The sequence below is a fragment of the Brenneria izadpanahii genome, assembly GCF_017569925.1.
In the GTDB taxonomy this organism is placed as follows: Bacteria; Pseudomonadota; Gammaproteobacteria; order Enterobacterales; family Enterobacteriaceae; genus Brenneria; species Brenneria izadpanahii.
This window is the reverse complement of the sequence record NZ_CP050854.1, coordinates 3,277,156-3,290,176: the sequence shown is the minus strand read 5'-3', so window position 1 is coordinate 3,290,176 and position 13,021 is coordinate 3,277,156. Positions and strand designations below refer to the sequence as shown.

General features: G+C 57.4%; 10 protein-coding genes and 1 pseudogene. 4 read left to right on the top strand and 7 right to left on the bottom strand.

Annotated features, from left to right (window positions below; translation table 11 throughout):
- Positions 1 to 23 precede the first annotated feature (23 nt).
- Positions 24 to 1,652, top strand: a complete 1,629-nt coding sequence (locus HC231_RS14730; RefSeq protein WP_208227364.1) for a dipeptide ABC transporter ATP-binding protein — start codon at positions 24 to 26, stop codon at positions 1,650 to 1,652.
- Here HC231_RS14730 and HC231_RS14725 read toward each other — a convergent pair.
- The 7 genes and pseudogenes from HC231_RS14725 to HC231_RS14695 all read right to left on the bottom strand — a co-directional run bounded on the left by HC231_RS14725 (position 1,640) and on the right by HC231_RS14695 (position 8,612).
- A complete protein-coding gene (locus tag HC231_RS14725; RefSeq protein ID WP_246494515.1) occupies positions 1,640 to 2,344 on the bottom strand; it encodes a sulfurtransferase in 705 nt (234 codons plus the stop codon). The two genes, HC231_RS14730 and HC231_RS14725, sit on opposite strands and share 13 nt — an antisense overlap.
- A 76-nt stretch (positions 2,345 to 2,420) precedes the next feature.
- A pseudogene (locus HC231_RS14720) lies at positions 2,421 to 2,927 on the bottom strand (ornithine cyclodeaminase); the annotation flags it as partial.
- 1 nt (position 2,928) lies between these two features.
- A complete protein-coding gene (locus HC231_RS14715) occupies positions 2,929 to 3,927 on the bottom strand; it encodes a 1-aminocyclopropane-1-carboxylate deaminase/D-cysteine desulfhydrase (protein ID WP_208227362.1) in 999 nt (332 codons plus the stop codon).
- 42 nt (positions 3,928 to 3,969) lie between these two features.
- The gene (locus tag HC231_RS14710; protein WP_208227361.1) at positions 3,970 to 5,349 is read right to left on the bottom strand and encodes a M20/M25/M40 family metallo-hydrolase; all 1,380 of its coding nucleotides are present in this window, start codon (positions 5,347 to 5,349) and stop codon (positions 3,970 to 3,972) included.
- On the bottom strand, positions 5,346 to 6,260 hold the full coding sequence (locus HC231_RS14705) for an ABC transporter permease (RefSeq protein ID WP_208227360.1): 915 nt from the start codon (positions 6,258 to 6,260) through the stop codon (positions 5,346 to 5,348). Before HC231_RS14705 ends, HC231_RS14710 begins: the two co-directional genes overlap by 4 nt.
- A gap of 1 nt (position 6,261) precedes the next feature.
- Positions 6,262 to 7,122: an ABC transporter permease gene (locus tag HC231_RS14700; protein WP_208227359.1), complete on the bottom strand. Its 861-nt coding sequence runs from the start codon at positions 7,120 to 7,122 to the stop codon at positions 6,262 to 6,264.
- Positions 7,119 to 8,612 carry an ABC transporter substrate-binding protein gene (locus HC231_RS14695; RefSeq protein ID WP_208227358.1) on the bottom strand — a complete coding sequence of 498 codons (1,494 nt, stop codon included), beginning with the start codon at positions 8,610 to 8,612 and terminating at the stop codon, positions 7,119 to 7,121. The genes HC231_RS14700 and HC231_RS14695 overlap by 4 nt, the downstream gene beginning before the upstream one ends.
- A gap of 186 nt (positions 8,613 to 8,798) precedes the next feature.
- Between HC231_RS14695 and HC231_RS14690 the strand changes: the two genes are divergently transcribed.
- From HC231_RS14690 to HC231_RS14680, 3 genes are all read left to right on the top strand, one after another.
- A complete protein-coding gene (locus tag HC231_RS14690; RefSeq protein WP_208227357.1) occupies positions 8,799 to 9,461 on the top strand; it encodes an FCD domain-containing protein in 663 nt (220 codons plus the stop codon).
- Positions 9,462 to 9,703: 242 nt separating this feature from the next.
- Complete coding sequence (locus HC231_RS14685; RefSeq protein WP_208227356.1) at positions 9,704 to 11,128, top strand: aminotransferase-like domain-containing protein; 1,425 nt, start codon at positions 9,704 to 9,706, stop codon at positions 11,126 to 11,128.
- 492 nt (positions 11,129 to 11,620) lie between these two features.
- Positions 11,621 to 13,006, top strand: a complete 1,386-nt coding sequence (locus tag HC231_RS14680) for an MFS transporter (protein WP_208227355.1) — start codon at positions 11,621 to 11,623, stop codon at positions 13,004 to 13,006.
- Positions 13,007 to 13,021 lie beyond the last annotated feature (15 nt).

The following is a 13,021-nucleotide window of genomic DNA, read 5'->3' as shown; positions in this document are numbered from 1 at the left end:
AACCAAACGTTTTGGGGCGGAGTATGTCGCAGTCGGGTTCTTTGCTTGAAGTCAGCAGCCTTAGCATCGGCACGGAAAGCGGCATGCCGCTGGTGTGCGACCTCGATTTTTCCGTGCAGCGGCGTGAAATCGTCGCGCTGGTTGGCGAGTCGGGTTCCGGCAAGACCCTCAGCTCACTGTCGTTAATGGGGTTGCTGCCGCCGGGCGTATATCAGACCGGCGGGGAAATCCGGCTTGAGGGGCGGACGATCGCCAGACCGGGGTCGCCGTTTGCCTCTCATCTGCGCGGTCATCGCATGGCTACGGTCTTTCAGGAGCCGATGACCAGCATGAATCCGGTGCTGAAAGTCGGAGAGCAGATTGCCGAAGTCCTGGTTCGTCATCAAAAGCTCAGTTGGAAACAGGCGCAAACGGAAGCCGTGGCGCTGCTGGAGCGCGTCGGCATCGTTAATCCGGCGTTGCGCGCCCGGCAGTATATCCACCAGCTTTCCGGCGGTATGCGTCAACGGGTGATGATCGCCAGCGCCATCAGTTGCAAGCCGTCGTTGTTGATTGCCGACGAACCGACCACGGCGCTGGACGCCACCATCCAAACGCAAATTTTGGCCCTGTTGCAAACGCTACAGCGCGAGATGGCGATGGGGATCCTGTTAATCACCCACGATCTCAGCGTAGTTGCCCGCTATGCCGATCGGGCTTGCGTTATGCATCAAGGCCGCATCGTTGAACAGGGCGATGTGCCGACGCTGCTTACGCAACCGCAAAATGACTATACGCGTAAATTGATCGCCGCCTCGCAAGCTCAGGCGAAGCCGGTAAGGCCGCATGGCGGTTTCGCCGCGCCGCTGGTCAGCATTGAGCGCCTGACGAAAAGCTATCCGCAAAAACATAGCCTGCCGTTTTTTCCGGCGAAGCGGCATACCGTTTTGTTTCCCACCTCAATGGAGATTGGCCGGGGGGAAATCGTCGGCCTGATCGGCGAATCAGGATCGGGGAAAACCACGCTTGGCCGCGCGGCAATCGGGCTGATCCCGGCGGATAGCGGGAAAATCACGTTCGACGGTCATGAAGTGAATGCGCGAAGCGATCGGCAGCAGCGCCTATTGCGGCGCCGGGCGCAGATTATCTTCCAGGACCCGTACGCCAGCCTGAACCCCAAAATCACTATCGGCGAACAGATCGCCGAACCGGTGCGCGTATATAAACTGCGCCCGGCCGGGCAGGTTGCGGCGCGCGTCGAAGAGTTGCTGGCGCTGGTCGGGCTTGAACCCTATCATGCGCAGCGTTTGCCCGGCGCTTTCTCCGGCGGACAGCGCCAGCGTATTGCGATCGCCCGCGCGCTGGCTCTGGAACCCGATTTGCTGGTGGCGGACGAGGCCGTCTCGGCGCTGGATTTGTCGGTGCGCGGCCAGATATTGGCGCTGCTCGATCGTCTGCGCGAACAATTGGGGCTAAGCGTGCTGTTTATCAGCCACGATCTGAGCGCCGTCCGCCAGCTGTGCGACCGGGTGGTAGTGTTGTATCGCGGCAATATCGTTGAAAGCGGCGCTACCGAGCAGATTCTGAATGCGCCGCGGCATGATTATACCCGCCAGTTGCTCGCCGCGGCGCCGGACGTGCAACTGGCTCTGCGGTTACGTCAGGCTTCCTGACCGCCCTGAACGATGGGCAGTTCCGTATGTTCCGCCCACTCATGCCAGGAGCCGACATAGACCGCCAGATGCCGGTAGCCTGCCAGCCGCAGCGCGACCAGCACGGTGGCGGCCCGTGCGCCGCGATGGCAGTAAATATGCAGCCGCTGTTCGGGATGCAGTCCCGCCGCCGCGGCGCGCTGGGCGATATCCGCCGGCGATCGGTAGGCGCCGGCTTCGATCACGTCTTCCCAAAAGAGTAGATGCGCGCCGGGGATCCGCCCCGCGCGATGGCAGCAGTCATGCGCAAAACTACCGTCGAATTCCGAAGGACGTCGGGCGTCGAGGATCACGTTTTGCCCGCCATCGGCATCGAGAACCTGTTGACGGCTGGCGGCCAGGCCGCGGACAACGTTTTTTGCTACGCCGCGAACCGGCTGGCGTTCCACTGTGCTGTCAACGCCGCTCCCCGGAAATAGTTGTCCGCCCGCCGCCAGCCAGGCGTCCACGCCGCCGTTTAACACCAGCGCATCGGAACGGCCGATCAGCCAGGCGAACCAGGCGCCGCGGGGCGAACGCATGCCGGTTTGCTGTTCGAAAAATACCGGGACGATGCCGTCAATCACGCCCAGCCGTTGCCAGCCCATCATGACGTCATCGGCCATGGCGGCGATGCCCGCCTCGGTGCAATCATCAATAAAGTAATCATACACGTTGAAGTGCCCGGCCCCCGGTAATGAACCGGCCAGGGCAGTGCGGGCAGCGATGCGAAAATGCGCTGCGGGTATCCGGGGTGCGGTTCCACCACGCCAGTTTTTCCAGCGACGGGAACAGAACCCGCAGCATCTCAATGTGAGCCTGCGCCTGAACGCCGGCGCCGATCAGCAGTACGCGCCGCACCTCTTTGGGGGCGGCATAGCGTAATGCGACGGCTGACACGGCCGCGGTGCGGGCCGCGGTCAACGCCGCGCTTTCCACCAGGCCGACAGGAACACCGTCGGACAGCCGATTAATCAGCGTCAGCGCCATCGCCTGCGGCAATTGATCCTGTATTTGCGGCCGGTGCGCGGTCCATTTTACGCCCGCGGCGTTAAATCGTCCGCCTACGCCGGCGGGCAGCGCATAGGCTCTACCGCGCGGCGTCGCCAGATCGACATGAGACTCTGGCGTCATATGCGCTTCTCCGCGCCGCATCAGGCCGACCACCTCCACCACATCGTTAAAGGCTTGCCGCGGATCGGTTCCGCCAAGCTGGATAACGGCCTGACGGTCCAGATAACGCAAAACGGGATGCATGCTAGCGTTCCAGCAAGGTTTGGGCGAAGGGGTAGAGCGCCGGCGATCCCCCGCAGTGAATAAATATCACCTGGGCGCCGGCCGGGATTTTGCCTTGTTCGACCAGCCCGATCAGCCCGTGCATCGCTTTGCCGGTGTAGACCGGATCCAGCAGCACGCCCTCGTCCTGGGCGACGCGGTAAATGGCGTCGATACCGCCTTGCGAAGGTACGCCATAAGCCGTACCGACATAGCCGTCCTCTATCCAGATATCCTCCGGCTTCCAGCGCTGCGGCCACTCCAGCAAATCGGCGCACTCCTGCGCCATGGCGGAAATGCGTTCCTGAAACCACGGCGCTTTGGCGCTGACGCTGATGCCGACGATTTTGGTCTCCGGCCAGTACCGATGCGCGCCAACGTATAGCCCGGCCAGCGTGCCGCCGGAACCGGTAGGCGCGACGATAAACTGCGGCGGGCGTTGATCGCGGGCTTTCAACTGCGCGTCCATCTCCTCTATCGCGCGCACATAGCCGAGCGCGCCCAGCGGCGTCGCCCCGCCCAGCGGAATAATCAGCGCTTTTTCCCCGCGCGCCGCCGCCGCGTCCGCATGCGCCTGCATCGCGCCGTCGATTTGCGTGAAGTACTCGTCAGGATCGAGAAACTGTAGTTCCGCGCCGAACAGCTTATCCAACAGCAGATTGCCCTGATAGGTTTGCGGCGGATTGCCTCGCAATACCAGCACCGGCTTCATGCCGAATTTGCGCGCCGCCGCCGCCACCATACGCGCATGGTTGGATTGATGCCCGCCGGTGGTAATGACCACATCGACGTTGCGGCGGCAGGCGTCGGCCATCAGGTACTCCAGCTTCCGCACCTTATTGCCGCCGCCGCCGAAGCCGGTGTAATCATCCCGTTTTATATTCAGTTTGATCCCCAGCGCGTCGCCGAACCGGGGGAGCGGCTCCAGCGGCGTTGGGAAGAAGCCTAACGTAACACGTTCAAAATCATTAACATTTTTCATATATTGTCCTGAAATCAGATACAACGATTTCCCTGGTGCTGGCTAAGTAAGCGGCTGGCCTTCGGCCGGCTCGGTAAAACGGGTCAGCCAATTGATCAGTGACGCAATAAAACGCTGCAAACCGCGCAGCGTGACAAATTCATTTACGCCATGGGCGTTGCCGCCGTGCCCCAGGCCGCCGATTAAAAAGGCGGGCGCAACCGGCGCAAAGGCATAGGCGGGAGCGCAGCCCGGCGCCCACGGCCAAATCTGCGCTTGCGCGCCAAGCCGGCGATAGCTGGCAAGCAGTTGGCGAACGCCTGGCGCGTCGAGGGTGAAGCGGTAGCCGGGGTAGCTGTCGTCCAGCGTCAGTTCGGCGCCGGCCAGTTCGGGAGCGGCCAGACGCGCATAAGCGGCGTTAAGCAACTGCGCGCCGTCGATCCCCGGAGGTATGCGAAACGCCAGCTCCGCTTCGGCGAATGGCGGAATGACCCCGCGCGCGCCGGCGGGAGCGGTTTTGATTTCGGATAGGTTAAGCACGGCGCTGCCGATAAAGGTTTGCAGGCAGCTTAGCGTATCGCCGGTCAACGTCAGACGCCGGCTGCGGCGAAAGCGCAGTTCGTCGTCGATGCTGAAGCTATCGGCCAGTCTGGCCAGCAGCATGTTGGCTTCGTCATCAGGCTTGATGGTCGCCAAAACGCCGTTCTTCTCCGGCGGCGCGATGGCATGCAGCGCCTGCACCAGCCGCCAGGCCGGATTGGCGATCCAACTGGCGTTGCTGGCGTGGATGGCCGCCTGCGGGCCGCCCCAGTCGCCGCCTTTAACCGTCAGTCGTCCGCCGCTTAGACCGGTAAAGCCCAAATAGACGCGCGGTTGGCCGCCGCCGTATTCGCAAAGGGAAGGGAACAGCACCGCGGCGGCCGGCGCAATCGGACAGGGGGTTTGCGCCAGATAGCGCCGCAACTGACCGCTGCCGATCTCTTCCTCGCCTTCCACAATAATTTCCAGATTGACCGGGAACCTGCCGCTATCGCACAGGGTTTTGATCGCGACGAGCATTCCGGCCAGCGGTCCTTTGTTATTTTCCGCGCCGCGGGAAATGTATACGTCGCCCAGTTCCGGCCAGTGACGGACGCCGCCGGTAAAGGGCGGTACTTCCCAGCCGTCTTCATCCGCCGGCATGACATCGTACATGTTATACAGCACCAGCGTTTTATCGGCGCCGCGGTCGAGGCGGACGTGAACCAGCGGCGGAGCGTTTTGCCGCTGTTGTTGCGCCACCGGCAACACCGGCCGAGCGCCAATCTGCTGAACCAGCCACGTTTCCAGCCATTGCGCCATCGCGCGTTGCTGGCCGATCTGACCGGAAACGCTGCGAAACGGCGTGATCTGTTCGAGTAGCGTCAGGGCCGCCTGCAACATCGCCGCTGAATTTATCGTCACAGTCGTATCCTCGGATTAAGCAACACATACAGCAGGTCGATGATCAGGTTTACGGTCACAAACACCAGCGCGGCCAACAGCACGATGGCCTGTACCAACGGAAAATCACGGTTCTGGATCGCCTGCACCGCCAAACGGCCGATGCCCGGCCAGGCAAAGATGATTTCCGTCACCAATGCGCCGCCCAGCAGCGAGGCGAAGTACATGCCCTGTACCGTAACCACCGGAATCAATGCATTGCGCAGACCGTGGCGCACCACGATGCGCCAGGCGCTCAGCCCCTTGGCGCGGGCCGTCCGAATATAATCCTGCTGCATGACGTCGATCAGGCTGGCGCGCACCAGCCGGGCGATCGCGCTCATGTAATAGGCGCCGAGGCTGACGGCCGGCATAATCAGGTGACTCAGGTCGCCGTAACCGCCGGATGGCAGCCAGCGCAGATCCAGGCTGAAGAACAGAATCATCAGCAGCCCCAGCCAGAACACAGGTATGGCCTGACCGGAAAAGGCCAGCAGGCGCGAGAGCAAATCCCACAGGCTGTTTTGCCATAGCGCGCCGATGATCCCCAGCGTCAGACCGACGACGGTACTCCAGGACAGGGCGCTGACGGCCAGTAGCAAGGTGGCGGGAACGCGATCGCCAATCAAGGCGCTAACGGGCTGGCTGTAGCGCAGCGAATCGCCGAGATCGCCCTGTAAGACGCCATACAGATAATGACCGTATTGCCATAGCAGAGGGCGATCGAAGCCCATGCTGTGACGAAAATGGTCGATCTCCTGCTGCGAGGAACCGGGCGGCATCATCACCGCCGCCGGATCGCCGGTCAGATGAAGGCTGTAGAAAATCAGGATAGATACGCCGAACATCACCAGAACGGATTGCCCGACGCGGGACAGCACGTATCTCACCATATCAGTCGAGCCTCGTGCGGGTTTTACGCAACAGGCTGTCGCCCAGAAGATTACAGCCGACCACCAGCGCGGCGATCGCCAGTCCTGGGTACAACACCAGCCACTGCGCCAGCAGCATATAAGATCGGCCTTCGCCGACCAGGTTGCCCAGCGTAGGCGTCGGGGGCTGAATCCCCATGCCGAGAAAGCCGATGGAGGCTTCAAGAACAATCAAGCGCGGGATATCCAGCGTCAGCAGGACAATCAAGGGCGTGGCGAGATTGGGCAATACGTGGCGCAGCAGAATGCGCGGGGTGGAAAACCCCATGGCGCGCACCGATTCAATATATTCCAGCTCCCGGATTTCCAGCGTTTTGGCGCGGGCGACGCGGGCGTAAATAGCCCAGCTGCTCACGCCCATAATGACGATGATATTGCTCAGCGAGGTGCCGAACAGCGCCATCACCAGCAGGATCAGCAGAATAAACGGAACCGCCAGTTGAATATCCATCAGGCGCATAATTACCGCATCCAGCCAGCCGCCGACGTATCCCGCCAGCATTCCCAGCAGGCTGCCGATAACCGCGGCGATCGCCGCCGCCATCAGCACCACGAATAACGATAGCCGAGCGCCGGAAAGAATGCGCGCTAGCATGTCGCGTCCCAGTTGATCGGTTCCCAGCCAGTGCATGCCTGAGGCGGTACGGCTGCCCGGCGGCATGAAAACATCCGCCAGATTGTTGGCCAGCGGGTCGGGCAACGACAGCCAGGGGGACAGTATCGCCGAGGCGATCGTTATCGCCAGCAGCAACCCGCCGATAACGCCATCGCCGTAAAATTGACGGCGCGGTTTTCTCTTCAGCGCATAACCCGGCGCAATCATTTCAGCCTCAGATCGAACAATGGTATCCGGGCATCGGCGCGGCCGGTAAACGTCAGGTCATCGCTGCCGGCATAGAGCGAATCTTCCCGGTAGAGCGGGATCAGCGGCTGCTGCTGCGCGACGATATCCTGGATCTGCTGTAATATTTTTTCGCGTTTCACGGCATTCACCGTATTGCGGCTTTCGTTGAGCAACTTATCCAGTTCGGGCAGGCTCACCGTTGAGTAGGGTTCGCCTGAATGCAGGATGGGGTACAGCGCCGCATCGGCATCCAGCGTCTGCGTTGAGCCCCAGGCCAGCATATACATCGGCGCCTGCTTTTTCGCCGCCACCTGTTGCGTGTAAACCGACCATTCCGGCACTTCCAACTGCGCTTTGACGCCGATCGCGGCAAGATCCTGCACGATGGCCTGGGCGACGTCCGCGCTGGCGATATAGCGGCGCGGCGCCTGGAAGCGCAGGGTAAATCCATCCGGATAGCCCGCTTGCGCCAGCAGAGATTTGGCTTTGGCGATATCCTGCGCCGGCGCGGGTATCGGCTGATAGCCATAATCTTTTTCACCGGCCATGGTGCCGGTCGGGGCGCCGAACCCGTGCAGCAGCTGGGTGGTATAGGCGTTCCGGTTCAGCGCCAGCGACAGCGCCTGCCGCACGCGCACATCATCCAGCGGCTTCTGATCGTTTTTCAGTCCCAGATAGATCGTCAGTCCGCCGCCTTTGACCTGCACCAAATGGATGCCCGGTTTGTTTTTCAGCGCCGGCACCAAATCTACCGGCACGCTATCGACGAGCTGAACCTCGCCGGTCAACAATGACGTTATCCGCGCCGTGGCCTCCGGTATCGGACGCCAGGTAACGGTGTCAATCGACGGCTTGCCGCGCCAGTAAGCGCTGTTTGCCTGCATCACCACTTTTTCATCAGGAATGAAGGTTTCAACCCGATACGCGCCGCTGCCGATGGGTTTGCGGGCAAACTCCGCCGCGCCGACTTTGGTTACATATTCCGGCGGTACGATATAAGCCGGATAACGGCTCAGACGCGTAGGCAGCAGGGGGTCCGGACCGTCCGTATGAAAACGCACGCGATAGTCGCCGATAACCTCTACTGATTTAATGGTGCGGATATAGGAGATGGTCGGCGCATTATTGGCCGGATCAAGAATGCGATCGATGGAGAATTTAACGGCTTGCGCATTGACCGGTTCGCCATTGGTGAATTTCACGCCCTGGCGAAGATCGAATTCCCAGGTTGTATCATCGATGGATTGCCAGGAGGTCGCTAATCCTGGCTGGAGTTTCATCTGCGAATCGCGTAATACCAACGTATCGAAGACGTTATCGACCAGCGTGGCCGATTCTTTCAAAAATCCGGGATCCATCGCCGTCGCGGAGGCAGGTTGGGCGATCGTCAACGCCGAAGCCATCGACGGCGGCGATAGCAGACCGGACAGCAGTGCGAGCGAGATTAACGTTAAGGCAGGTTTTTTCATGACGATCGTTCCCAAAACATAGCCCCAAAGGGCTGACGTAAGCATTGATGTACGCTATTCGTCACAGATTTGGACGAATGCTGCCCAACTGCAAAATACACGATATATCCTATATAATATGTTTTTAGCAAGCTAACGATTAAACTGCAAAAGCAAAATCATCTTTTAACTAAAGGAAAAAGTTATATGTTCGAGATGGGGAAAGCGCAGCGCCTTAGCCTGACCATGCAAGTAGAAGCCCAACTGAAAAGCGCATTGATTGTCGGCATGCTGAAACCCGGAGCGCGTCTGGTGACGAACGAGATTGCCGAGAAGTTGGGCACCAGCGTTACGCCGGTGCGCGAAGCCTTGTTGCGCCTGGTGTCGGCCGGCGCGCTGGAGGCGACCCCGGCAAAAGCGTTTTTGGTTCCAGTGATGCCATTAAGCAGGTATCGGGAAATCACCCTGATTCGGAAACAATTGGAGGGGCTGGCGGTATCGCAGGCCGCCCAGGCGATGGATGCCGACAAGCTGGCGCATTTGACCATGTTGAACCGTCAGTTCAGGTCCAGCAAGATCGTGCGGAATTTTGAAGCGTCCCTCAAGGCCAACCACGAATTCCGTTTTACGCTCTATGGTTATGCCGATATGCCGACGCTGCTCTCGTTGATCGAACAGCTATGGGTGCAGATTGGGCCGTGTTTTAACTATCTTTATCCCCAATCCGCGGATACCGTCCAACGTCAGCACAATTACGATGAATTATTGCTGGCTCTGGCGGAAGGGGACGGCGAGCGCGGTATAAAATCAATTCATAAAGCGATTGACGACGGCGCATCGATATTGGAGAAAAACTACTTTAATCGCTGATTGTCATTTTGGCGAGCGCCGGATAACGGCGTATATCATTGGATATTCGTCCGCGCTTTTCCCCGGCGGCTCGGCGTCAGATAAGACGTAACTACTTCTCAGCGAGCTTCGGATATGGCACAGTGATATTCCAGCACTTTTCCCGCCCTGCATCTGGCGCAATTCATCAGGATTGCATCCAGCTTAATTACACGGTTTGAATGTGAAATTATCGGTACTCATTACTTATTACGAGGATGCATGTGAGTCAGCTTTTTTCTCCCGTTAACAGAACGCTCCCTTTACCTTTGGTCGTACAGGTCGTCAGCACGCTTCGCAACGCCATCGCCAGCAAGCAACTGCCCGGAGGGCAGAGATTGCCGTCGGTGCGCCGCGGCGCCAGCTTATTTTCCGTCAGCAACTCCACGATAGTGCAGGCTTATGAACAGTTGGTGGCCGAAGGCTGGATAACGGCGCGTCCTGGATCGGGTTTTTACGTCGCCGAATCAGGAATAAGCGAAACCCGGGTTGTCGATAGCGATGAAAGTTTTGCCATAAACCCCGTTAATGATTACTGGTTATTGTCCAGCATTTATGTCGCCTCGCCGGAATATCGTCAACTGAGCTGCGGATGGCTGCCGAAAGATTGGTATCAACAGGATATTCTGGCGAAAGCGCTGAGAACCGTGTCCCGCCAGAGCCTGAGCAATTCAGGATATGGCGAATCCCGCGGCTATCTGCCGTTACGCCAGCATCTGGCCGTTACGCTGCCGGAAAATATGCAGCCCGTCAGTCCAGAGAATATCCTGCTGACGCAGGGCGCCAGTAAAGCATTGGATATTGTTTCCATGGCGTTTCTGAGCCGCGGCGACAGCGTATTGGTGGATGAACCCGCCTATTGCAACTTCCTCACGTCGCTGATGTTGCGCGGTATCCGGCCTATCGGCATTCCCTGGACGTCTCAGGGGCCGGATATTGATCGTATGGCCGAAGTGCTGCGCCGGGAGAAGCCGCGGCTGTATATCACCAATCCCTGGTTTCAGAATCCGACCGGCGCCTGCCTGTCGCTTGGCATGGCCCACAAGATATTATCTTTAATGGAGCAGTACGATATCCATGTGGTGGAGGATAACGTTTCGGGAGAACTGATGCCGCAAGACGCGGTATCGCTGCTGTCAATGGGCGGGATGAAGCGCGTTACGCAAATTCGCAGTTTTTCCAAAACCCTCTCTCCGACGCTCCGGGTCGGATACATCATCGGCAATACGGATCTGGTTGAAAGGTTAATCGTTTTTAAAATGATGTCCGGGCTGACCAGTTCGGAACTGACCGAGCGAGTGGTTCTGTCCGTATTGCAAGACGGGCAGTATCACAAATACCGCAGCCGGCTGCGAACCCGTTTGGCCCAGGCGCAAACCGTCGCCAGCCAGTTTTTTCAGCGTATCGGCTGGCAGGTTCATACCCAGGCCGTCAATGGTTTTTATCTGTATGCCCGCCCGACGAAAAATGCCATTGATGCTTTGAAGCTGGCGGAAATCGCGCGGCAACATAAATTGTTTTTAGCGCCGGGAACATTATTTCATCCTCATCGCTGCACCAGTTCCTGGACGCGATTCAACGTGGCTTTTTTACAGCGCTATCAGGATGAATTTCACGAGTTTCTAAGTGAAAATAAAATGGTAGTGTAAATTCATTTTATATAAAAATGAAATAAATAATTCATAAAATATTTTTTGTTATAAATTTTCCCTCTTTTTGCCCTCCGAATTTCGGGGGGCGACAAAGTGTCGATGGGGTCACTAAAATATTCCATTGTTACCTATACAGTTAAATTATTAAAACATCAGTTTTTCTAATTTATATATAACTGATTGTTTTTTATTTATTTTGGTTTTTATAGCTGTATTGTTTTTAAAGCAATACAGTTTGTTTTTATGCAATAAAACTGTATCTGGTCAGCATGTACTCCTCTCCCTAAACTGATCAACGTGAGGCGCTTGGCTTCCCGTTGACCAATAATCTAATTAATACAGGTTTTTTTATTTACAACGGGATGCCGAATATAACCTATCGATGATGGTGCACTGGATCAGAGATATCTAAAATATCCGCGTTTGTTGTATCCAGCTTAGTACCTCATATCCCTACAAACTGGTTTTTGTTCGATGCTGGAGTAAATAATGACCCACTTAGCTCAACAGCAAGAAAATATAAAAAAGAAAAAGAACGTACGCTATTACATCATTCTGATGTTATTTATTGTAACTTCCATTAACTATGGCGATCGTGCGGTACTGGCTATCGCCGGTTCGCCGATGGCCGATGAATTAAATATTGATTCAATCACCATGGGATATATTTTTTCCGCCTTTGCATGGGCCTATGTCATAGGCCAGATCCCAGGCGGCTGGTTATTGGATCGCTACGGCGCTAAACGCGTCTATTTCGGCAGTATCTTTTTCTGGTCGCTATTTACCTTGTTGCAAGGGTTTATTTTTCTGTTTCACGGCATCACGGTATTCGGCGGAGTATCGCTGGCCGTGGTTTTGCTTTTCACGCTGCGTTTTATTGTCGGTCTGGCGGAATGTCCCGCTTTCCCTGGCAACAGTAAAATCGTTTCCTCATGGTTTCCGCAAAAAGAGCGCGCTACGGCGTCGGCTATCTTTAATTCCGCGCAATATTTCGCCACCGCGTTTTTCGCGCCGATTATGGGATGGCTGGTTCACATCACCGACTGGCACAGCCCGTTCATCTTCATGGGCGCGCTCGGCATCATCATCAGCCTGATCTGGCTGCGGGTGATTTATCCGCCGGTGCACCATCCGCGCATCAGCAAAGAAGAGCTGGACTACATGCGTGAAGGCGGCGCGCTGGTCGATCTGGATTCGAAGCAGAAAACGGAGGTTGTCGATAAGGCGGCCGAACCGGCGTCGGACGCACCGAAAGTCACGATCGGCATGCTGTTGTCGCAGCGTTTGCTGGTCGGCGTTTATCTCGGTCAGTACTGTATCTCGACGTTGACCTGGTTCTTCATTTCCTGGTTCCCCATCTATCTGGTGAAAGAACGCGGCCTGACGATACTTAACGCCGGTTTCGCCTCTTCATTGCCCGCCATTTGCGGTTTTGCCGGCGGGATTTTAGGCGGAGTGATATCCGACGCGCTGTTAAAACGCGGCTATTCGCTGTCTCTCGCCCGCAAGACGCCAATTATCCTGGGCATGGTCTGCTCCATGTCGATGGTGTTGTGTAACTACACCGACTCTATCGGACTGGTGATCTTCCTGATGTCCTTCTCATTCTTCGGCAAAGGCGTCGGCGCGCTGGGTTGGGCGGTCGTCGCCGATACCTCGCCGAAAGAGGCCATCGGCCTGAGCGGCGGCGTGTTCAACACCATCGGCAATATCGCCGGTATCGTGACGCCAATCGTTATTGGCTACATCGTGGCGACAAGCGGTTCGTTCGGCGGCGCGCTGCTGTACGTTTCCGTCTTCGCCGCCCTGGCTATCTTCTGTTACCTGTTCCTGGTGGGAGAGATCAAGCGCGTAGATTTTTCGGCCAAGCAATAACGTAATGAGAATATG

Excerpts from the sequence above, each read along its gene's own strand:
- HC231_RS14730 (WP_208227364.1), top strand. The coding sequence starts at position 24 with ATGTCGCAGTCGGGTTCTTTGCTTGAAGTCAGCAGCCTTAGCATCGGC.
- HC231_RS14715 (WP_208227362.1), bottom strand. The coding sequence starts at position 3,927 with ATGAAAAATGTTAATGATTTTGAACGTGTTACGTTAGGCTTCTTCCCA.
- HC231_RS14705 (WP_208227360.1), bottom strand. The coding sequence starts at position 6,260 with ATGGTGAGATACGTGCTGTCCCGCGTCGGGCAATCCGTTCTGGTGATG.
- HC231_RS14700 (WP_208227359.1), bottom strand. The coding sequence starts at position 7,122 with ATGATTGCGCCGGGTTATGCGCTGAAGAGAAAACCGCGCCGTCAATTT.
- HC231_RS14695 (WP_208227358.1), bottom strand. The coding sequence starts at position 8,612 with ATGAAAAAACCTGCCTTAACGTTAATCTCGCTCGCACTGCTGTCCGGT.
- HC231_RS14690 (WP_208227357.1), top strand. The coding sequence starts at position 8,799 with ATGTTCGAGATGGGGAAAGCGCAGCGCCTTAGCCTGACCATGCAAGTA.
- HC231_RS14680 (WP_208227355.1), top strand. The coding sequence starts at position 11,621 with ATGACCCACTTAGCTCAACAGCAAGAAAATATAAAAAAGAAAAAGAAC.